General features: G+C 70.8%; 21 protein-coding genes and 1 tRNA gene. 17 read left to right on the plus strand and 5 right to left on the minus strand.

The window, feature by feature from the left end; genetic code table 11:
• Positions 1–3: 3 nt before the first annotated feature.
• Positions 4–906: a TatD family hydrolase gene (locus E4V99_RS11135; protein WP_135067842.1), complete on the plus strand. Its 903-nt coding sequence runs from the start codon at positions 4–6 to the stop codon at positions 904–906.
• 102 nt (positions 907–1008) lie between these two features.
• Here E4V99_RS11135 and E4V99_RS11140 read toward each other — a convergent pair whose 3' ends face one another.
• Entirely contained in the window at positions 1009–1551 is a 543-nt protein-coding gene (locus E4V99_RS11140; protein ID WP_135117316.1) for a TetR family transcriptional regulator, read from the minus strand.
• Between the two features lie 87 nt (positions 1552–1638).
• Between E4V99_RS11140 and E4V99_RS11145 the strand changes: the two genes are divergently transcribed.
• The gene (locus E4V99_RS11145) at positions 1639–2064 is read left to right on the plus strand and encodes a nitroreductase/quinone reductase family protein (protein WP_135117317.1); all 426 of its coding nucleotides are present in this window, start codon (positions 1639–1641) and stop codon (positions 2062–2064) included.
• Entirely contained in the window at positions 2061–2828 is a 768-nt protein-coding gene (locus E4V99_RS11150) for an SDR family oxidoreductase (protein WP_135117318.1), read from the plus strand. The genes E4V99_RS11145 and E4V99_RS11150 overlap by 4 nt, the downstream gene beginning before the upstream one ends.
• A 127-nt stretch (positions 2829–2955) precedes the next feature.
• Here the strand turns inward: E4V99_RS11150 and E4V99_RS11155 are convergent, their stop codons facing one another.
• Positions 2956–4413 carry a sugar porter family MFS transporter gene (locus E4V99_RS11155; RefSeq protein ID WP_135117319.1) on the minus strand — a complete coding sequence of 486 codons (1458 nt, stop codon included), beginning with the start codon at positions 4411–4413 and terminating at the stop codon, positions 2956–2958.
• Between the two features lie 71 nt (positions 4414–4484).
• On the opposite strand from E4V99_RS11155, the gene rsmA reads away from it, so the two are divergent.
• Both rsmA and E4V99_RS11165 read left to right on the plus strand, forming a co-directional pair.
• Positions 4485–5345, plus strand: coding sequence for a 16S rRNA (adenine(1518)-N(6)/adenine(1519)-N(6))-dimethyltransferase RsmA (gene rsmA, locus E4V99_RS11160; protein ID WP_135117320.1), 861 nt, complete (start codon positions 4485–4487; stop codon positions 5343–5345).
• 121 nt (positions 5346–5466) lie between these two features.
• On the plus strand, positions 5467–6402 hold the full coding sequence (locus tag E4V99_RS11165) for a phosphodiesterase (protein ID WP_135117321.1): 936 nt from the start codon (positions 5467–5469) through the stop codon (positions 6400–6402).
• Here E4V99_RS11165 and E4V99_RS11170 read toward each other — a convergent pair.
• Positions 6356–7936 carry a stealth conserved region 3 domain-containing protein gene (locus E4V99_RS11170; RefSeq protein ID WP_245233165.1) on the minus strand — a complete coding sequence of 527 codons (1581 nt, stop codon included), beginning with the start codon at positions 7934–7936 and terminating at the stop codon, positions 6356–6358. The genes E4V99_RS11165 and E4V99_RS11170 overlap by 47 nt on opposite strands.
• 135 nt (positions 7937–8071) lie before the next feature.
• Here E4V99_RS11170 and E4V99_RS11175 point away from each other — a divergent pair, with 135 nt between their 5' ends.
• From E4V99_RS11175 to E4V99_RS11205, 7 genes are all read left to right on the plus strand, one after another.
• Positions 8072–9136 carry an aldo/keto reductase gene (locus E4V99_RS11175; protein ID WP_135067826.1) on the plus strand — a complete coding sequence of 355 codons (1065 nt, stop codon included), beginning with the start codon at positions 8072–8074 and terminating at the stop codon, positions 9134–9136.
• Complete coding sequence (locus E4V99_RS11180) at positions 9133–10062, plus strand: 4-(cytidine 5'-diphospho)-2-C-methyl-D-erythritol kinase (protein ID WP_167758124.1); 930 nt, start codon at positions 9133–9135, stop codon at positions 10060–10062. The genes E4V99_RS11175 and E4V99_RS11180 overlap by 4 nt, the downstream gene beginning before the upstream one ends.
• A gap of 128 nt (positions 10063–10190) precedes the next feature.
• The gene (locus E4V99_RS11185; protein ID WP_135067824.1) at positions 10191–10493 is read left to right on the plus strand and encodes a DUF427 domain-containing protein; all 303 of its coding nucleotides are present in this window, start codon (positions 10191–10193) and stop codon (positions 10491–10493) included.
• A 13-nt stretch (positions 10494–10506) separates the two neighbouring features.
• Complete coding sequence (locus E4V99_RS11190) at positions 10507–11331, plus strand: ATP-binding cassette domain-containing protein (RefSeq protein WP_135067822.1); 825 nt, start codon at positions 10507–10509, stop codon at positions 11329–11331.
• Positions 11328–12011: an ABC transporter permease subunit gene (locus E4V99_RS11195; protein ID WP_135067820.1), complete on the plus strand. Its 684-nt coding sequence runs from the start codon at positions 11328–11330 to the stop codon at positions 12009–12011. The genes E4V99_RS11190 and E4V99_RS11195 overlap by 4 nt, the downstream gene beginning before the upstream one ends.
• The gene (locus tag E4V99_RS11200; RefSeq protein ID WP_135067818.1) at positions 12008–12730 is read left to right on the plus strand and encodes an ABC transporter permease subunit; all 723 of its coding nucleotides are present in this window, start codon (positions 12008–12010) and stop codon (positions 12728–12730) included. The genes E4V99_RS11195 and E4V99_RS11200 overlap by 4 nt, the downstream gene beginning before the upstream one ends.
• A gap of 26 nt (positions 12731–12756) precedes the next feature.
• Positions 12757–13686 carry an ABC transporter substrate-binding protein gene (locus E4V99_RS11205; protein ID WP_135067816.1) on the plus strand — a complete coding sequence of 310 codons (930 nt, stop codon included), beginning with the start codon at positions 12757–12759 and terminating at the stop codon, positions 13684–13686.
• Between the two features lie 36 nt (positions 13687–13722).
• On the opposite strand, the gene E4V99_RS11210 is transcribed toward E4V99_RS11205, so the two are convergent.
• Positions 13723–13935: a KTSC domain-containing protein gene (locus tag E4V99_RS11210; RefSeq protein ID WP_135117323.1), complete on the minus strand. Its 213-nt coding sequence runs from the start codon at positions 13933–13935 to the stop codon at positions 13723–13725.
• Positions 13936–13975: 40 nt separating this feature from the next.
• Here E4V99_RS11210 and E4V99_RS11215 point away from each other — a divergent pair, with 40 nt between their 5' ends.
• Positions 13976–15766, plus strand: coding sequence for an ABC-F family ATP-binding cassette domain-containing protein (locus E4V99_RS11215; RefSeq protein WP_135067812.1), 1791 nt, complete (start codon positions 13976–13978; stop codon positions 15764–15766).
• Positions 15767–15801: 35 nt separating this feature from the next.
• Here the strand turns inward: E4V99_RS11215 and E4V99_RS11220 are convergent, their stop codons facing one another.
• Positions 15802–16299 carry a MarR family winged helix-turn-helix transcriptional regulator gene (locus E4V99_RS11220; protein ID WP_135117324.1) on the minus strand — a complete coding sequence of 166 codons (498 nt, stop codon included), beginning with the start codon at positions 16297–16299 and terminating at the stop codon, positions 15802–15804.
• A gap of 84 nt (positions 16300–16383) precedes the next feature.
• On the opposite strand from E4V99_RS11220, the gene E4V99_RS11225 reads away from it, so the two are divergent.
• The 4 genes from E4V99_RS11225 to E4V99_RS11240 all read left to right on the plus strand — a co-directional run bounded on the left by E4V99_RS11225 (position 16384) and on the right by E4V99_RS11240 (position 19371).
• Positions 16384–16455 (plus strand) — tRNA-Gln (locus E4V99_RS11225).
• A 1-nt stretch (position 16456) separates the two neighbouring features.
• Positions 16457–17914 carry a bifunctional UDP-N-acetylglucosamine diphosphorylase/glucosamine-1-phosphate N-acetyltransferase GlmU gene (glmU, locus tag E4V99_RS11230; RefSeq protein ID WP_135067808.1) on the plus strand — a complete coding sequence of 486 codons (1458 nt, stop codon included), beginning with the start codon at positions 16457–16459 and terminating at the stop codon, positions 17912–17914.
• A complete protein-coding gene (locus E4V99_RS11235; protein ID WP_135067806.1) occupies positions 17889–18923 on the plus strand; it encodes a ribose-phosphate diphosphokinase in 1035 nt (344 codons plus the stop codon). Before glmU ends, E4V99_RS11235 begins: the two co-directional genes overlap by 26 nt.
• 22 nt (positions 18924–18945) lie before the next feature.
• On the plus strand, positions 18946–19371 hold the full coding sequence (locus E4V99_RS11240; protein ID WP_135117325.1) for a hypothetical protein: 426 nt from the start codon (positions 18946–18948) through the stop codon (positions 19369–19371).
• Positions 19372–19374 lie beyond the last annotated feature (3 nt).

Raw genomic sequence — 19374 nt, forward strand, 5'->3', positions numbered from 1 at the left:
CCGATGTCCGCGTCCCGCCCGCCTCTGCCCGCCGACCCCTCGCAGTACGTCCGCCAGCGCGAGAAGGGGACGCGCGAGGTGAGCTACCCCGAGCCCCCCGACGCACTCCCGGTCGCGGTGTACGACAACCACGCGCACCTCGAGATCGAAGACGGCGAGGCCGGGCTCTCCCTGGACGAACAGCTCGAGCGCGCCGTCGCCGTCGGCGTGCACGGGGTCGTGCAGGCAGGGGGCGATGTGGCGTCGTCGCGGTGGTCGGCGTGGGCCGCCGCATCCCACCCCCGTGTGCTCGCCGCCGTCGCGATCCACCCGAACGAGGCGCCGGCATATGCGGAGGCGGGGGAGCTGGACGCGGCGATCGCCGTCATCGACGAGCTGGCCGCGCAGCCGCGCGTCCGGGCGATCGGCGAGACGGGGCTGGACTTCTTCCGCACCGACGAGGCGGGGCTCCCGGCGCAGTTCCGCTCGTTCGAGGCGCACATCGCGCTGGCGAAGAAGCACGGGATCGCGATGCAGATCCACGATCGCGACGCCCACGACGCGGTGCTGGAGACGCTGGAGCGCGTGGGTGCGCCGGAGCGGACGGTGTTCCACTGCTTCTCCGGCGACGAGGCGATGGCGCGCATCGCCGCCGAGCGCGGGTACTACCTCTCCTTCGCCGGCAACGTGACGTTCAAGAATGCACAGAACCTGCGTGACGCCCTCGCGGTGACGCCGCGCGATCGCATCCTGGTGGAGACGGATGCTCCGTTCCTCACGCCCACGCCGCTGCGCGGGCGCCCCAACGCCCCGTACCTGATCCCGGTCACGGTGCGCTTCATGGCAGCCGAGATGGGCGTCGACCTCGACGAGTTCTGCGCGCAGCTGGCCGCGACCACCACCGCGGTCTACGGCTCGTTCGACTGATCCGGGCTCCCTCCGTCCGCGAGACTGCACGCCACCGGCGAGACCGCGGCATTATGTCGCGGTCTCGCCGGTGGGCTGCAGCCTCGCGGACCAACGACCCCGTCAGGCGAGGATGCGGGTGACCGCTTCGACCGCGGCGGCGCGCCTCGTGTCGGTGTCGGCGTGCGCGTCGGCCGCCAGGAGGCCGATCGGCGCGAGCTGCCAGGCCTGCGCGACGGCGTAGATGATGACGAGGAGATTCACCGCGCCGATGGCCGTCGGCGCGTGCGGCTGCACGGACTCGACCTTCGCGAGGTAGGTCTCGAGCGGCTCTGAGGCGGCGTCAGGCCTCTCGAGCTGAGCCCAGAGGCAGATGCGCAGCACCTCGGGGTGACGCTGATGGAAATCGAAGAGGTCGCCCACCCACCCCGGCAGATCGGACGGCTGAGGGGGCACCTCTTGCGCCATCCGCACGATCACGTCCGAGAGCGCCGCGTCGAAGAGCCCGCTCTTGTTGCCGAAGTAGGCGTAGATCATGCGCACATTGCTCTCGGCTTCCTTCGCGATGCGCTCGACCCTGCCGCCCGAGTAGCCATGGGCTGCGAACTCCGCCACCGCGGCCGAGAGGATCCGCGCGCGAGTCGCGCTCGCGTCCCGCTGCCCCATGACCACTCCTTCCTTCCGTGCCGCCGCTTGCCGCGACCCCATCCCGCGTCTAGTGTATAAGTAAAGAGATACTTACTTAGGAGCGGGATGGAATCTCGAATCGAACGGGCCTTGGCGATCACCCCGGCTTCAGGCGCTCGCGAGCGCACGATCGACATCACCACGACCGGCGCGCGCACCGGCAGGCCGCGGCGCATCGAGGTGTGGTTCTACCGGGTCGACGGGCGCATCTACCTCTCCACCACGCCGGCGCGCCGCAGCTGGTACGCGAACATCGTGGCGAACCCCGCCTTCGTGTTCCATCTCAAGAACGGCGTGCGGGCTGATCTGCCGGCAGTGGGCACTCCGGTGCTCGATCCCGCCCGGCGGGAGGCCGTGTTCACTGCGATCATCGCCGACCTCAATCAGCCCTGGAACCCGGCCGGCATCCCGCAGCCGGTCGCACCGCTCGACGAATGGATGCAGGGGAGTCCGCTCGTCAGCGTGGAGTTCCCGGAAGGAGACTCCGAATGACCGAGAACCCCCCTCGAATCGCCGTCGTCACCGGGGGCAACCGGGGCCTCGGCCGAGCAACCGCCCGCGCCCTCGCGCAGCGGGGGCTCGCCGTGGTCCTCACCTACCGGGGCGATGCCGACGAGGCGTCCGGCGCCGTGGAGGACATCCGCGCCGAGGGCGGCGAGGCCATCGCTGCGCGTCTCGACCTGGCGGATGTCGCTTCCTTCGCCGATTTCACGGCCTCGCTGCGGCGCGATATCGACGAACGGTGGGGGCGTTCCCGGATCGACGTGCTGGTGAACAACGCCGGGATCGGGCTGTTCGGCCGACTCGAAGACGCCACCGTGGCGGATTTCGACGCCCTCATCGGAACGAACCTGCGCGGCACGTTCTTCCTCATCCAGGCACTGGCCCCCCACATCGGCGAGGGCGGTCGCATCATCAACGTCTCCACCTCCCTCACCCGCCACGTCAGCCCCGGAACCTCGCTCTACGCAGCGTCGAAGACGGCGGTGGAGGCCCTCACCCGGAGCCTGGCCGTGGAGCTGGGGCCCCGCGGCATCCGCATCAACAGCATCGCTCCCGGACCGACGGCCACCGACTTCAACGGCGGCGCCATGCGGGACGACCCCGAACTGCGCAGCAGCCTGGCGGCCCACACCGCGCTCGGTCGCGTGGGCCGGCCCGACGAGATCGCCGATGCCATCGCGGCCCTCGCCGCCAGCGAGCTGCGCTGGATGACGGCCGAACGCATCGAGGTCTCCGGGGGGACCCTGCTCTAGCATCCGGCCGTCCCGGCCCGCCGGCGTCCTCTCCGCGACACTGCACGCCACCGGCGAGACCGCGGCATTATGTCGCGGTCTGGCCGGTGGGCTGCAGTCTCGCGGACCAGGGACAGGGGCTCGCGGCTCAGCGCTTCGCGGGCTTGGGCTTCTGCACGAACAGGGTCTCGGTCTGCTCGAGTTCCATGCCCTTGGTCTCGGGGATCTTCCACCACACGTACAGGAACGACAGCGCCGCGAAGAAGGCGTACATGCCGTAGGTCAGCGGCAGCGACCAGCCCGACATCGGCGGGAACGACACGGTGATCGCGAAGTTCGCCAGCCACTGCGCGGCCGCGGCCACGCCCAGCGCCTTGCCGCGGATGCGGCTGGGGAAGATCTCGCCCAGCAGCACCCACACCAGCGGGCCCCAGGATGCGCCGAATCCGACGACGAACAGGTTCGCCGCCACCAGCGCGATGGGCCCCCACGCGCCCGGCAGGGAGACGTCCTCGCCCGACCCCTCTGCGAACGAGAAGGCCAGGGCCATCGTGCCCAGCGACAGGGTCATGATGACCGAGCCGGTCATCAGGATCGGCTTGCGTCCCACGCGGTCGACGAGCCAGATCGCGATGAGGGTCACCAGCACGTTCGTCACCGACGTGATGACGCTCACCAGCAGCGCGTTGCTCTCGTCGAACCCGACCGCCTTCCACAGCGTCGTGGAGTAGTAGAAGATCACGTTGATCCCGACGAACTGCTGGAACACCGAGAGGATGATGCCGATCCACACGATCGGCTGCAGGCCCAGCGACTTGCCGCGCAGGCTCACGCCCGAATTGGCGCGGTCGGACTCGATCGCGTGCGTGAGCTCGTTCATCGTCTTGTCGAGGTCGGCCGGTGGCACCAGGCGGGAGAAGATCTCCTTCGCCTCGTCGAACCGGCCCTTCGCGATGAGGTAGCGCGGTGACTCCGGCACCAGGAACGCCAGGATGCCGTACACCGCCGCCGGCACGACGCCGACGAGGAACATCCATCGCCACGCCTCCATGCCCAGCCACAACTGCTGCGATGCGCCGCCGGCGGCGTTCGCCAACAGGGCGTCGGAGAGGAGCGCCGCGAAGATGCCGAGCGTGATCGCCAGCTGCTGCAGCGACGCGAGGCTGCCGCGGATCTGCCGCGGCGCGATCTCGGCGATGTAGGCGGGCGCGACGACCGAGGCGATGCCGATGCCCAGGCCACCGATGACGCGCCACACGATGAGATCGGGGACGCTGAAAGTCAGTCCCGACCCGACGGAGGAGACCAGGAACAGCACCGCGCCGAGCATCATGACCTTCAGCCGCCCGAAGCGATCGGACAGTGCGCCGGCGAGGATCGCGCCCGCCACACAGCCCAGCAGCGCGACGGCGACGACGAGCCCGGTGAGGAAGTCGGAGAGCCCGAAGTTGCCCTCGATGGAGTCCACGGCGCCGTTGATGACCGAGGAGTCGAATCCGAACAGGAACCCGCCCACGGCGGCGGCCACGGACAGTCCCACCGCGCGGCGCCCGAAGGGGCTGCGCATCGAGAAGGCGTCTGCCGGGATGGTGCCGGTTTTGCTCATGGGGGCCACCGTATACCTCGCGCCCTCGTCGCGGATGAGGCCTTGCATCGGCGGCTGGCTACAGTGAAGGGATGCCCATCTCCCTCCTCGGCGCGACCGAGATCCGCCGCCTCGCCGCGGACCTGGACGTCGTTCCCACCAAGAAGCTGGGCCAGAACTTCGTCGTCGACGCCAACACCGTCCGCAAGATCGTGCAGGTGGCCGCCGTCACGCCGCAGGATCGGGTCGTGGAGATCGGCCCGGGCCTCGGATCGCTGACCCTCGCGGTGCTCGAGCAGGGTGCGGAGGTCGTGGCCGTGGAGATCGACTCCCGTCTCGCCGAGCGCCTGCCGGCCACGGCACGCGAGCACGGCGTGACCGACGGGGCGCTCACCGTCGTGTGCGCCGACGCCCTGCGCATCACCGAGCTCCCCGGCGAACCGGACGTGCTCGTGGCCAATCTGCCGTACAACGTCTCGGTGCCGGTGCTGCTGCACTTCCTGGAGACGTTCCCGGCTCTCACGCGGGGGGTCGTCATGGTGCAGGCCGAGGTGGGGGAGCGCCTGGCCGCCCCGCCCGGATCGAAGGTGTACGGCTCGCCCAGCGCCAAGGCGGCCTGGTACGGACCGTGGCGGCTGGCCGGAACGGTGTCGCGTCACGTCTTCTGGCCGGTGCCGAACGTCGACTCGGTGCTGGTGGCCTTCTCCCGCGACGCCCGGCCGCGCGGCACCGAGGAGGAGCGTCGCCGCACCTTCGCGATCGTGGATGCGGCGTTCCAGCAGCGCCGCAAGATGCTGCGGCAGGCCCTCGCCGCGGTGCTGGGGGGCTCGTCGGCGGCCGCATCCGCGGTGCTGGAGAGCGCCGGGGTGGCGCCGACGGCGCGCGGGGAGGAGCTGTCGATCGACGACTTCCTCCGCGTCGCGCGCGCGATGGCGGCCAGCGGCGCTTCCTGACGCGTTCACGGCGCGTTCCCCGCCCGTTACCGGCCCGCTCCCGAAACATGCCGGTAACATTTGACGCGGAACGCAAGAGCCGAACACCAGATCGCCGCACCCGCCGGCGCGAAGGGGAGTCATGCGGTACGCCGAGTACCCGAAAGCCGAACGCATCCTGCTCCATCTCAGTGACACGCACGTGCGTGCCCTCGGATCACGTCTGTACGACGCGATCGACAGCGAGGCCTCCCTCGCCCGGGCGCTCACGGCGATCGAAGCCTCCGGGGTCCGCCCCGACGCGCTGGTGTTCACCGGCGACCTGGCCGATCACGGCGAGGGCGAGGCGTACGCGCGGGTGCGGGAGCTGGTCGAACCGCTCGCCGAACGCCTGGGCGCGAAGGTCATCTGGGTGATGGGCAACCACGATGACCGCACGGCCTTCCGGGCGCAGCTGATGCCGGGCGACGAATCGGACCCGACCGCCCCCGTGGACCGTGTGGACGAGGTGGACGGACTGCGGATCGTCACGCTGGACACCACGGTGCCCGGCTCCCACCACGGGGAGGTCTCCGACGCGCAACTGCGGTGGCTGGCCGACGTGCTCGCCACCCCCGCCCCGCACGGCACGATCCTGGCGCTGCACCATCCTCCGGTGCCCAGCGTGCTGGACCTCGCCGCGACCGTGGAGCTGCGCGACCAGGCGCGGCTGGCACGCGTGCTGCGGGGCACCGACGTGCGCGCCATCATCGGCGGCCACCTGCACTACTCCACGTTCGCCACCTTCGCCGGCATCCCCGTGTCGGTCGCGTCGGCCACGTGCTACACGCAGGATCTGACCGTGCCGGTGGGGGGCACGCGTCCGCACGACGCGGCACAGGGGTTCAACCTCATCCACGTGTACGACCACACGATCGTGCACTCGGTCGTGCCGCTGGTGGATGCGCCGCCGCTGCAGTACGTCGACGCCGCCGCCTCCGCGGTGCGCCTGCGCGAGGCGGGCATCGAAGTGCCCACCTCCTCGGCCGACCTCAGCCGGACAGCACCGCCGACCGCTCCGCTGCCGGTCCTGCGCTGACGTCGGGGTGCTCCCACGGCGCGCGCACCGGGAAGGCCCGCTCCAGGCACGAGCGCAGGGCGCGCACCCGCATCTCCTCCGGGATCTCGGGCACGCTGCCGTCGTTGAGGCAGAACATGTCGGTGTCGCGTCGCGTGACGAGCCGCTCCATGGTGCGCAGGGAGTCCAGCTGCGTGGTCTGCACGTACTGCACGCGCGGCTCGCGCGTGACCACGGCCCGCCCCGTCAGCAGCGCGTAGTAGTGGTACAGGCTGTTGGTGACGGAGATGTCGGTGGCGGCGCGGAAGCGGTTGGCCGCGGTGCGGGCATAGTCCGCGGCGAACTCGCGCTCCAGCTCAGCGGCGACCGAGCGCCGCATCGGTACGGCGCAGTGCTCCAGGTCGTGCGTGATCACACGCCCGAAACGCTCCTGCAGCAGCGCACGGTTCACCCGCAGGCCGTTGTCGTGCCCTGATCGCCCCGGATGCGGCGCGCCCGTGCCGATGCGCACGCCGCTCTCCACGAAACGGCTGACGCCGCCGGCGCTGAAGAACAGCTCCGGGGTCACCGGGCGGCCGAAGAACATGTCGTCGTTGCTGTAGAGGAAGTGCTCGGCCAGCCCCTTGATGCGGTGCAGCTGCGCCTCGACGGCGTGGGAGTTGTGCGTGGGCAGCACGGCGGTGTCGGCGAAGAACTCCTCGCTGCGCACGAGGGTCACGTTCGGGTGCTCGGCGAGCCAGGCCGGCCGGGGGGAGTCGGTCGCGATGAAGATCCGTCGCACCCACGGCGCGTACATGTGGACGCTGCGCAGTGCGTAGCGCAGTTCGTCGATCTGGCGGAACCGGGCGGGCGAGTCGTCGCCGTCGCCCACGACGTAGCCGTCCATCTGGGCGGCGCGCTGACGCTGGAACTCCGTCGACGATCCGTCCACCCACGAGAAGACCATGTCGATGTCGACGCGGACCTCGTCGGGGTGCGGGTCGAACATGCCGGCCAGCGTCCGCCACGAGCGGCCGTAGCGCTCGGTGCGCACGAAAGCGACGTCTTCGCGCGGCGTCACGCGCCGGGTGAGGACGGTGGGGCGGGGCGCCTCCACGAGGGTGTCGCCGAACCGCCAGAACTCCAGCCGCGGAGCAAGCGAGGAGCCGTAACGGTAGGCGCCGTTGGTGCTCGTGCGCGGCCGGAACACCGCGTACGAGGCGAGGGCGTCGGCTTCCACGACCACTCCGTGCATCGGCACCGGGTCGGCCCCGCGGCCCTTGAGGTAGAAGGGCTCGCCGGGGCGCGCGGATCGCAGCGCCGCCAGTGCCGCCGGAGCCGTGCGGGCGTCCGCGACGAGCTTGGGGCGCCGGTTGCTGTCGCGGACCAGGAGCACGTCGATCCCGGCCGCCTCCAGGGCGTCGGCGACGTCGAGGAGGTCCTGCGACAGCGCCTCGGCGGGGGATACCTCGTCGGTGACGAGGTGGAGCACGCCGTCGAGGAGGCGAACGTCCTCGCGGGCGAGCAGAGCCCGCCACGGATCGATTTCAGTGGGGAGGGGAACGAATCGACGCACTGGGCTCTCCTTCCGAGAACATTCAGGGGCGGGCTCCTCCGCGGACGCGGAGTGGGCCCACGGTAGATCAGTCCCGTTACGACCGGGTTTCACCGAGGGGTCGTTCGTTCCGGGGGTGCGCGCTAGGGTCGGAGGGTGACCGACCGACCGCGCTTCCGCCCGGACGTCTCCGACCTCCATCGCCCCTACGCCGCTGCCGGGGATCGCTATGCGACGACCGACTACCGACAGGTGGGTACGTCTGGAGTGTACCTCCCGCCGGTGTCCCTCGGATTGTGGTGGAACTTCGGCGACAACATCCCCTTCGACCGCCAGCGCGAGCTGCTGCGGCACGCCTTCGATCGGGGGGTCACGCACTTCGATCTGGCGAACAATTACGGCCCGCCCTACGGCTCCGCCGAGACGAACTTCGGCCGGGCGATGCGCGAAGATCTGCACCCGTACCGCGACGAGCTGATCGTGTCGTCCAAGGCCGGGTGGGACATGTGGCCGGGCCCGTACGGCGACCTCGGATCGCGCAAGTACATCCTCGCCAGCGCCGAGCAGTCGCTGCGCCGCATGGGCCTGGACTACGTCGACATCTTCTACTCGCACCGTCCAGACCCCGTCACCCCCATCGAGGAGACGATCGGGGCACTGGACACGCTCGTGCGCCAGGGGAAGGCCCGGTACGTCGGGATCTCCCAGTACGACGAGAAGCAGACCGCCGTGGCGGCGGCGGTGGCTCGGTCGCTCGGGACGCCGCTGATCATCCATCAGCCGTCGTACTCGATCGTGAACCGCTGGGTCGAGGACGGACTGACCGGCGTCCTCGCGCAGGAGGGGATGGGGGCGATCGCCTTCACCCCCCTTGCCCAGGGGGTCCTCACCGACAAGTACCTCGGCGACGGCCGTGCCCAGCGCGCCCAGCGCCGCTCCTCCCTCCCGGACGCGCCCCTCCCGCACGCGGCGGTCTCGGCGCTGCGCGGGCTCAACCTGATCGCCAAGGAGCGCGGTCAGACGCTCGCGCAGATGTCGATCCAGTGGGTGCTGCGGGAGCCGACCGTGGCCTCCGCGCTGATCGGCGCCTCCCGCGTCGAGCAGCTGGACGACAACCTCGCCGCCGTGAACGGGCCGGCATTCGACACCGAAGAGCTGGAGCGCATCGACGCGCTGGCCGACACGATCGATCTCGATCGCTGGGCGGAATCGGCCCGGTGAGCCTGGCCACCCCCAGCGACGCCGTCCACGTCCGCGCGCCCGGGAAGATCAACGTCTTCCTCGAAGTCGGCGACGTCCAGGACGACGGATACCACGAGGTCGCCACGGCCTACCAGGCCGTGTCGATCTACGAGGAGCTGTGGGCCAGCCCCGCCGATGGCATCACGGTCGCGGTCTCCGGCGCCATCGACCTGGACGAGGTCCCCACCGACGACCGCAATCTCGCCGTCCGCGCGGCACGCCTCCTCGCGCACGCCACCGGAGTGCGGGCGGGTGTGCACCTGGAGATCCGCAAGGCGGTGCCGGTGGCCGGCGGCATGGGCGGCGGATCGGCGGATGCGGCGGCCGCCCTGGTCGCATGCGACGCGCTGTGGGAGACCGGGCTCTCCACCGCCGAGCTGCTGCGCCTGGCCGCGCGCCTGGGCGCCGACGTGCCCTTCGCCCTGCTGGGCGGCACCGCGGTGGGAACCGGACGCGGCGACGAGGTGAGCTCCGCCCTGGCCAGGGGTCGCTTCGACTGGGTGCTGGTTCCGAGTGACGAGGGGATGTCCACCCCGGTGGTGTACCGGGAGCTGGACGCGCATCGCGAGCGCCACCTCGCCGACATCGGGCGGGCGCCGCGCCGCCCGGCGGTGGACCCCGGCGTGCTGCACGCGCTGCGCCAGGGAGATGCGGGCATGCTGGCCGCCTCGTTGCGCAACGACCTGCAGGCGCCTGCGCTGCACCTGCGCCCCGACCTGGCCGCCGTGCTGGAGACGGGGGAGCGCAGCGGAGCGCTGGCGGGCATCGTGTCCGGCTCCGGCCCCACCCTGGCTTTCCTGGCACCCGACGAGGCCGCCGCGCTGGATCTGCGCGTGAGCCTGTCGGGGGCCGGCCTGCACGCGATGCACGTGCACGGTCCGGTGCCAGGGGCGCGCCTCATCTGAGCGGCGGGAATTTACCGTGCCCGCGCGGCGCTGACAACACGAGAGTGCGTCACGCGCCACGTCGGAGACCTCGGGTAGCGTGACGCCCATCCCACCGCCGGCGACGGCGCCCTGTGCAGGAGGAAGACATGAAAGCAGTGCTCGACGGCACGGTGATCGCCGAAGCCGACCGGCAGGACCTCATCTCGATCGAGGGCAATTGGTACTTCCCGCCGGACAGCGTCCGCGCCGGCGTCCTCTCCGACAGCCCCACCCCGTACACGTGTCCGTGGAAGGGCGCCTGCCAGTACTACACCGTGGCGGCGGGGGATCGTGAACTCACCGACCGGGCATGGGCCTACCCCGACCCCTACCCGACCGCGATCGAACGCGTCGGCAAAGACTTCTCCGGCTATGTCGCCTTCTGGAAGGAGGTCGAGGTCGTCGAATGACGCCTCGCCTCTCATGATCGAGTTCTCGCACGTGTCGAAGGTCTTCCCCGACGGCACGCACGCCGTGGAGGACTTCAGTCTCGTTCTCCCCTCGCGCCGCACCACGGTGCTGGTCGGCTCGTCGGGATGCGGCAAGACGACCCTGCTGCGCATGATCAACCGCATGGTCGACCCGACCTCGGGCACCGTCTCGATCGACGAGGAGGACGTCGCCGGACGCGAGCCGGTGCGCCTGCGGCGCCAGATCGGCTACGTCATGCAGAACTCCGGCCTCCTGCCCCACTTCACCGTGGCGGAGAACATCGCGACCGTGCCGGTGCTGGAGGGCGTGAAGCGAGCCGAGGCCCGCGCCCGGGCGCTGGAGCTGATGGACACCGTCGGACTGGACCGCGCCATGGCCGACCGGTATCCCGGCCAGCTCTCCGGCGGACAGCAGCAGCGCGTGGGCGTTGCCCGCGGGCTCGCCGCCGATCCGAACATCCTGCTCATGGACGAGCCTTTCGGGGCGGTGGATCCCATCGTCCGCGCCGAGTTGCAGCAGGAGCTGCTGCGCCTGCAGCGGGAGATCGGCAAGACGATCGTGTTCGTCACGCACGACGTGGATGAGGCCTTCCTCCTCGGCGACCAGGTGGTGCTGCTGGAGAAGGGCGCCCGCATCGCGCAGCAGGGGACGCCGGAGGAGATCCTCGCCGACCCGACAGCCGGATTCGTCGCCGACTTCATCGGCGCCGAGCGGGGGAAGCGGGCCCTGCGGCTGCAGCGCACCCCGACCGGCACGATCGTCGTCGACGGCGACGGCCGCACGCAGGGGTCGCTCGTGGAGGAGTCGCCGGGGTGACCTGGGTCTGGAACAACCTCGACCTGATCGGCGAGCTGACCCTGGTGCACCTGCGGCAGAGCGTCGTCGCGATCGCGGCCGGGTTCATCCTGTCGGTGCCCCTCGGCTGGCTCGCCTTCCGCTTCCGCCTGCTGCGCGGCGGGATCATCAGCATCACGGGCCTGCTGTACACGATCCCCTCGCTCGCGCTGCTCATCCTCCTGCCCGCGCTGTTCGGATACCGCGCGACCAGCGAGCTGAACCTGCTGGTGGCGCTGACGATCTACGCCGTGGCGATCCTGGTGCGCTCGGTGGCCGACGGTCTCGACTCCGTCGACGCCGCGGTGCGCGCATCCGCCACCGCCGTCGGATTCGGAGCGTTCCGGCGGTTCTGGGGCGTGGAGTTCCCCTTGGCGGGGCCGGTCGTGCTGGCCGGCCTCCGTGTCGCGGCGGTGTCCACGATCTCCCTGGCCACAGTCGGCGCGCTGGTGGGGGTCACCAACCTCGGCTACCTCTTCACCAACGGCCTGGGGCGGCGCATCCTCAGCGAAGTGTTCGCCGGGATCGTCGCCGTCGTCGTGGTCGCCCTCGTCGTCGACGTCCTGCTGGTGCTGGCGGGCCGTCTGCTCATGCCGTGGTCGCGGCGCACCGCCACGACCCGCCCCGCCCCGTCCGCGGTCGCTGCTCGGAGGACGGCATGAATCTCTTCCTCGACGCGCTCGCGTGGATCTTCTCGCCCGATCGCCTCACCGGCAGCTACTCGCTCCCGACCCTGTTCGGACAGCAGCTGGGGTACACCGCGGTGTCGGTGCTCCTCGCCGCGGTCATCGCCGTGCCCGCGGGGTGGGCGATCGGTCACACCGGCAAGGGCCGCGAGATCGCTCTCGCGGTGTCGGGGGCGGCTCGCGCGGTGCCCTCCTTCGGGCTCCTCATCCTCCTGGTGCTGCTGCTGGGTGTCGTCCACCGCGTTGAGGCGGCCGTGATCACGTTCGTGCTGCTGGCCGTGCCGCCGCTGCTGGCCGGAGCCTTCACGGGTTTCGAGGCCATCGACCGCCGCGTCATCGACGCGGCGCGGGCGGTGGGGATGACCGAGTGGCAGATCCTGTGGCGGGTCGAGGTGCCGTTGGGCCTGCCGCTGCTCGTGGGCGGACTGCGCTCGGCGGTGCTGCAGGTGGTGGCCACCGTCACGATCGCCGCCTACGTGAACCTCGGCGGCCTGGGCTATCCGATCATCCAGGGCATCCCGCTCCAGCGGTTCGACCAGGTGCTCGGGGCGGCGCTGCTCGTGGCCCTCCTGGCGCTCGCGCTCGATCTGGCACTCGGACTGCTGCAGCGCGCCGTCGTCCCGGCCGGACAGCGTACCGTCACAGCCCGCTCCGTGGTGGGCGGTTCCCCTGCGCGGCCGGTTCCGGCATCCTGAAAAACCCCCACAGAGAGAGAAACACCATGTCCACAGCGAAGCACTCGCGCCTCGGCGCCCTCCTCGCCGCCGGCACCGTCAGCACCCTCCTCCTGGCGGGATGCGCATCGAGCAACCCGCTCGAAGACGACAATCCCGCCGGTGGGGAGAGCAGCCGCGAGAACGACGACACCACCATCGTCGTCGGTTCGCAGGAGTACTACTCCAACGAGATCATCGCGGAGATCTACGCGCAGGCCCTCGAAGACGCCGGATTCGACGTCGAACGCCAATTCAACATCGGCCAGCGCGACGCGTACATGCCGGCCATCGAGGACGGCGACATCACCGTGTTCCCGGAGTACACCGGCAACCTGCTGGAGTACTTCGACCCTTCGGCGACGGCGACCGCGCCGGATGAGGTGTACGCCGCACTGCAGGAGGCCCTGCCCGAGGGGCTCACGGTCCTCGAGTACGCCCCGGCGAGCGATCAGGACACCTACACCGTCACGACCGAGTTCGCGGAACAGTACGGCCTGACGACCATCGCCGACCTGGCGGAGGTGGACGTCCCCCTCACGATCGGCGCGGCACCGGAGTTCGAGGAGCGTCCGTACGGACCGGCAGGGGCGAAGGAGGTCTACGGCGTGGACGTGGCCTTCTCCGCGACCGGCCCCACCACGCTCGAGGACCTGCTGGCCGGCACGGTCAACATCGCTGACATCTACACCGCCGACCCCGCGTTCGAGACCGAGGAGATCGTCGCGCTGGAGGACCCGGAGAACCTGATCCTCGCCTCCAACGTCGTGCCGCTCGTGCAGGCCGATGTCTCCGACGAGATCGCCGACGTGCTCAACGCCGTCAGCGCCGCTCTGACCCCCGAGGCACTCGTGGCGCTCAACGTGCAGAGCACCGTCGACCAGGAGTCCTCCGAAGACATCGCCGAGGCGTGGCTGGAGGAGAACGGCCTGAACTGACCCGTCGGGGCGGGCCGGCGACGGCCCGCCCCGCACTCACCGCACGCGCCGGTCGGGGTACACGTCGCGGATGTGCGCGAGGAAGTGCCGGCCGATGCTCTCGGCCTCGACCAGCCCGCGGTGCGCGGAGGGCGGCACGGCGAAGTACTCGTAGACGTCGCCGCTGGTGAACTCGATCTCCAGGACGGCGGTCGCAGGGTCGTATCCGACCGACGCGATCGCGCTGGATCGCACGCGGGTTCGCCTCATGGCGGCCACGCTACGCCCGCCCGCCTAGGCTGGGAGGGACATGGCGCATCTTCTCGGGGCCGAAGCCCTGCACCTGGAATACCCCACCACCGTCGTCTTCGACTCCGTCTCACTCGGCGTGAACGAAGGCGACCGCATCGGGATCGTGGGTCGCAACGGCGACGGCAAATCCAGCCTGCTGGCGATGCTGGCCGGGCGCGCGCAACCCGACTCCGGCCGTGTGACGGTACGGGGCGGGGTGCGCATCGGCGTGCTGGATCAGGCCGACGTCCTCGACGACGACGACACCGTGGGACACGCGGTCGTCGGCGACCTCGCCGATCACGAGTGGGCGGGCGACCCCCGCGTGCGCGATGTCATCGCGGGCCTGCTGACCGACCTGGCGTGGGATGCGCCCCTGGGCACCCTCTCGGGCGGCCAGCGCCGGCGCGTCGCGCTGGCGCGTCTGCTCGTCGGCGACTGGGACGTGCTGTTCCTGGACGAGCCGACGAACCACCTCGACGTCGAGGGCATCACGTGGCTCGCCGAGCACCTCAAGCGGCGCTGGCCGGCGGGGTCGGGAGGCCTCCTGGTCGTCACGCACGACCGGTGGTTCCTCGATGAGGTCTGCACCGTCACGTGGGAGGTGCACGACCGCATCGTCGAGGCCTTCGAAGGCGGATATGCCGCCTACATCCTGCAGCGGGTCGAACGCGACCGCCAGGCCGCCTCCATCGAGGCGCGTCGCCAGAACCTCGCCCGCAAGGAGCTCGCGTGGCTGCGCCGCGGCGCTCCGGCGCGGACGGCGAAGCCGAAGTTCCGCATCGACGCGGCCAACGCGCTCATCGCGGACGTGCCGGAGATCCGCGACCCCGTCGCGCTGCAGTCCCTCGCCGTCTCGCGCCTGGGCAAGGACGTCGTCGACCTGCTCGATGTCTCGGTCGCGTACGACGACCGAGAGGTGCTGCGCGGGGTCGAGTGGCGCATCGCGCCGGGGGAGCGCACCGGCATCCTCGGCGTCAACGGCGCGGGCAAATCCACCCTCCTGGGGCTCATCGACGGCACGGTGCATCCGACGGCCGGGCGGGTCAAGCGCGGCAAGACCGTGCGCGTGGCGACCCTCACGCAGCGCCTGGACGAGCTGGAGGATCACCTCGATGATCCCGTGCGGGTCGTTGTCGCGGGCCTGCGCACCAGCTACACGTTCGGCGCCGGGTCCAAGGCGCAGGAGCTCACGCCCGGACAGCTGCTGGAGCGCCTCGGATTCTCCAGCGCGCAGCTGTCCACCCCGGTCCGAGATCTCTCCGGAGGCCAGAAGCGCCGCCTGCAGCTGCTCATGATCCTCCTGGACCAGCCGAACGTGCTGATCCTGGACGAGCCGACCAACGACCTCGACACCGACATGCTCGCCGCGATGGAGGACCTCCTGGACTCGTGGCCGGGCACGCTTCTCGTGGTCTCGCACGACCGGTACTTCCTGGAGCGGGTGACCGATCAGCAGTACGCCATCTTCGACGGGCACCTCCGTCACCTGCCCGGCGGCGTGGAGGAGTACCTGCGGCTGCGCCGGACGCAGCCCGATACCGCCGCGCGATCGGCCGCCGGCCCCGTCGCGGCCGCCCCTGGACTCTCCGGCGCCGACCTGCGTGCCGCGCAGAAGGAGGTCGCCGCCCTCGAGCGGCGCATCGGCAAGCTGGAGAAGGACATCGGCTCCGCCCGCATGGCGCTGGCCGAGCACGATCAGGCCGACTACGCGGGCCTGGCCGCCGAGATGCAGCGGATCGCGGCGATGGAGGCGGAGCGCGACGATCTCGAGACCCGCTGGTACGAGCTGGGCGAAGCGCTCGGCTGATCCCCCCGGAACAGGCGGCCTCGGGCGGGGTCGGGTCAGGCGTCGAAGCCGAGGCTGAGCTTGCGCAGCAGGTTGGCCAGGCGCTCGCGGTCGCTGCGGGAGAGGCTGTCGAGCAGGATCGCCTCGGCATCCACGAGGCGCGTGATCGCGGCGTCCACGCGGGTTCGTCCGTCCGGGGTCAGGGTCACCAGGACGCTGCGGCCATCGGCGGGGTCGGCCTCGCGGCGCACGAGGCGGCGGCCGACCAGGCGGTCGATGCGGTTGGTCATCGTGCCGCTGGAGACGAGGGTCTGCTGCAGGAGCTGCTTGGGGCTCAGCTGGAACGGCTCGCCCGCGCGCCGCAGGGCCGAGAGCACGTCCCACTCCCACGGTTCGAGCTCGCTGCGGCGGAAGGCCTCCTTGCGGGCGCGGTCGAGGTGGCGGGAGAGCCGGTCGACGCGGGAGAGGACCTCCAGCGGAGAGAAGTCCAGGTCGGGTCGCTGCCGCACCCACGCATCGACGATGCGGTCGACCTCGTCGCTCTCCTGGCTCACCGTCCCATTATGGCCAGCACCGGGCCGATCTCCCGGCGCGGGGGATGGCAGACTGGAAGGCGCCCTCGCATCACGCGGCGGCGGTCCGCTGTGGTGTAACGGCAGCACGACAGCCTTTGGAGCTGTGAGGTTCAGGTTCGAATCCTGGCGGCGGAGCATGACGAATGATCTGGCCATCGTGATCCTCGCCGCCGGTCAAGGCACGCGCATGCGCTCGCGCCTGCCCAAGGTGCTCCATCCCCTCGGCGGGCGACCGCTCGTGGGGCACGTGCTGGACACCGCCGCTGCCCTGGATCCCGTGCGGATCGAGGTGGTCGTCCGCCATGACCGCGACCGCGTCGTGGAGACCGTCAACGACCTCGCCCCCGGCGTGCACGTCGTCGACCAGGACGAGATCCCCGGCACCGGCCGGGCCGTGCAGGTGGCGCTGGACGACCTCGGCGACTTCGCCGGCGACGTCCTCGTGCTCAGCGGCGACGTGCCGCTGCTGGAGACCTCCACCCTCGCCGACCTCCTCGCCACCCACCGGGCGTCGGGGGCGGCGGCGACCATCCTCAGCGCGCGCGTGGACGACCCCACCGGCTACGGCCGCATCATCCGCGACTCCCACGGCGACGTGCAGCGCATCGTCGAGCAGAAGGACGCCAGCGACGACGAGGCCGCCGTGGCGGAGATCAACGTCGGCGTCTACGTCTTCCAGGCCCCCGCGCTGCGCAGCCACCTCGACCTCGTGGGCACGGCGAACGCGCAGGGCGAGCGCTACCTGACCGACGTCGTGGGACTGCTGCGCGACTCCCGGCTGCTGGTGGCCGCCGCCCTCGCCCCCGATGCCACCGCGGCGCTCGGCGTGAACGATCGCGTGCAGCTGGCTGAGGCGGCGCGCATCCTCAACGCCCGGACGGTCCGTCGCTGGCAGCTGGAGGGCGTGAGCGTGCAGGATCCGGCGACGACGTGGATCGACGTGGACGCCACCCTCGCTCCGGATGTGACGGTCCTGCCCAACACGCACATCCTGGGCGCAACGACCATCGCCGCCGGTGCCACGGTGGGGCCGGACACGAGCCTGGTGGACTGCGAAGTGGGGGAGGACGCCGTCGTCCGGCGCACCGACGCGACCCTCGCCGTCATCGGCGCGCGCACGAACGTCGGCCCCTTCGCGTTCCTCCGCCCCAACACCACGCTGGCCGAGGGCGGCAAGATCGGCACCTTCGTCGAGACGAAGAACTCCTCGATCGGGGAGGGCAGCAAGGTGCCGCACCTGTCCTACATCGGCGACACCACCATCGGGCGCGGCGTGAACCTGGGTGCCGGTGCGATCACGGCGAACTACGACGATCTGACCAAGCACCGCACCGAGATCGGCGACGAGGTGCACACCGGCTCGCACAACGTGTTCGTGGCGCCGGTTAGGATCGAAGCAGGTGCCAAGACCGGGGCCGGCGCGGTGATCCGCAAGAACGTTCCCCCCGGCGCCCTGGCACTGAGCGTGGCCCCCCAGCGCAACGTCGAGGGGTGGGTCGAAAAGAACCGACCGGGCACGGGCGCGGCATCCGCCGCAGCTCACGCCCGGGCTGCACAGGAAGCTGGCGATGGGTCGCAAGAAGAACACGGTTGATCTCGATCGGGTCAACGGCATCGCCCCCGGCCTGGTGGCCAAGACGAAGAAGCGTCTCGTCGTCGCCGCCGGTCGCTCCCACCGCGAGCTGGCGGCCCAGGTCGCCGCGCAGCTCGGCACGGAGCTCGCCCCCACAGAGCACCGCACCTTCGCGTCGGGGGAGATCTACACGCGCTTCGAGGTGTCCATCCGCGGATGCGACGTCTTCGTCATCCAGTCCTTCGGCCCGCCGGTCAACGAGTGGCTCATGGAGCTGCTCATCATGCTGGACGCCCTCAAGCGCGCGTCGGCCAAGCGCATCACCGTCGTGGCGCCGTACTTCCCGTACTCCCGGCAGGACAAGAAGGGCCGCGGCCGCGAGCCGATCAGCGCGCGCCTGATCACCGACCTGCTCACCACCGCCGGCGCCGACCGCATCATGAGCGTCGATCTGCACGCCGCGCAGATCCAGGGCTTCTTCGACGGACCCGTGGACCACCTCTTCGCCAAGCCGGTGCTGCTGGAGTACTTCCGTGAGCACCTGAGCGAAGAGGACCGCGAGACGCTCACGGTCGTCTCGCCCGATATGGGCCGCGTGCGCGTGGCCGACACGTGGTCGGACAGCCTGGGCGCGCCGCTGGCGATCATCCACAAGCGGCGCGATCCGAAGGTCGCGAACCAGGTCACGGTGCACGAGATCGTCGGTGAGGTCTCCGGCCGAACGTGCCTGCTGGTGGACGACATGATCGACACCGGCGGCACGATCGTCAAGGCGGCGCAGGCGCTGAAGGAGGCCGGCGCGCGCAAGGTCATCGTCGCCGCCACCCACGCGATCTTCAGCCCGCCCGCCATCGAGCGGCTGCAGGACGTCGCGATCGACCAGGTCGTGGTCACCGACACGGTGCCGATCCCCGCCGACGAACGGTTCGAGGGCCTCACCGTGCTGTCCATCGCGCCGCTGCTGGCGCGCGCGATCCGCGAGGTCTTCGAAGACGGCTCGGTCACCAGCATGTTCGGCGGCGAGGCCTGACCCCCGCGTGAAGGAGAACCCCATGCTCCACCCCAGCGCTCCACCCCGCCCCGTCCGTGTCGGTGCTGCCCTCGCCGGGGTCGTGGGCCTGGCCGGCCTGTCCGGTTGCGCCGGTTCCGGCGCGCAGGCCGGCGCGCCGTCGGAGGACATCGCCTACACCGACGGCACCTACACGGCCGAGGGCTCGTATCGCACCCCCGAGACGACCGAGACCATCGAGGTCACGATCACCCTGGCCGATGACGTCATCACCGCCGTGGAGGTGGTCGGTGACCCGCAGGCGCCGCAGTCGGTGCAGTACCAGGGGCGCTTCATCGGCGGCATCTCGGATGAGGTCGTCGGCCGCGACATCGACGAGATCTCGGTGAGCCGAGTGGCGGGCTCCTCGCTCACCAGCGGCGGATTCAACGACGCCCTCGAGACCATCAAGGCAGAGGCCGCGGCCTGAGCC

This window comes from Microbacterium sp. dk485, from assembly GCF_004570445.1.
Classification (GTDB): Bacteria; Actinomycetota; Actinomycetes; order Actinomycetales; family Microbacteriaceae; genus Microbacterium; species Microbacterium wangchenii.

Excerpts from the sequence above, each read along its gene's own strand:
- E4V99_RS11135 (WP_135067842.1), top strand. The coding sequence starts at position 4 with ATGTCCGCGTCCCGCCCGCCTCTGCCCGCCGACCCCTCGCAGTACGTC.
- E4V99_RS11140 (WP_135117316.1), bottom strand. The coding sequence starts at position 1,551 with ATGGGGCAGCGGGACGCGAGCGCGACTCGCGCGCGGATCCTCTCGGCC.
- E4V99_RS11145 (WP_135117317.1), top strand. The coding sequence starts at position 1,639 with ATGGAATCTCGAATCGAACGGGCCTTGGCGATCACCCCGGCTTCAGGC.
- E4V99_RS11150 (WP_135117318.1), top strand. The coding sequence starts at position 2,061 with ATGACCGAGAACCCCCCTCGAATCGCCGTCGTCACCGGGGGCAACCGG.
- E4V99_RS11155 (WP_135117319.1), bottom strand. The coding sequence starts at position 4,413 with ATGAGCAAAACCGGCACCATCCCGGCAGACGCCTTCTCGATGCGCAGC.
- rsmA (WP_135117320.1), top strand. The coding sequence starts at position 4,485 with ATGCCCATCTCCCTCCTCGGCGCGACCGAGATCCGCCGCCTCGCCGCG.
- E4V99_RS11165 (WP_135117321.1), top strand. The coding sequence starts at position 5,467 with ATGCGGTACGCCGAGTACCCGAAAGCCGAACGCATCCTGCTCCATCTC.
- E4V99_RS11185 (WP_135067824.1), top strand. The coding sequence starts at position 10,191 with ATGAAAGCAGTGCTCGACGGCACGGTGATCGCCGAAGCCGACCGGCAG.
- E4V99_RS11190 (WP_135067822.1), top strand. The coding sequence starts at position 10,507 with ATGATCGAGTTCTCGCACGTGTCGAAGGTCTTCCCCGACGGCACGCAC.
- E4V99_RS11200 (WP_135067818.1), top strand. The coding sequence starts at position 12,008 with ATGAATCTCTTCCTCGACGCGCTCGCGTGGATCTTCTCGCCCGATCGC.
- E4V99_RS11205 (WP_135067816.1), top strand. The coding sequence starts at position 12,757 with ATGTCCACAGCGAAGCACTCGCGCCTCGGCGCCCTCCTCGCCGCCGGC.
- E4V99_RS11210 (WP_135117323.1), bottom strand. The coding sequence starts at position 13,935 with ATGAGGCGAACCCGCGTGCGATCCAGCGCGATCGCGTCGGTCGGATAC.
- E4V99_RS11215 (WP_135067812.1), top strand. The coding sequence starts at position 13,976 with ATGGCGCATCTTCTCGGGGCCGAAGCCCTGCACCTGGAATACCCCACC.
- glmU (WP_135067808.1), top strand. The coding sequence starts at position 16,457 with ATGACGAATGATCTGGCCATCGTGATCCTCGCCGCCGGTCAAGGCACG.
- E4V99_RS11235 (WP_135067806.1), top strand. The coding sequence starts at position 17,889 with ATGGGTCGCAAGAAGAACACGGTTGATCTCGATCGGGTCAACGGCATC.
- E4V99_RS11240 (WP_135117325.1), top strand. The coding sequence starts at position 18,946 with ATGCTCCACCCCAGCGCTCCACCCCGCCCCGTCCGTGTCGGTGCTGCC.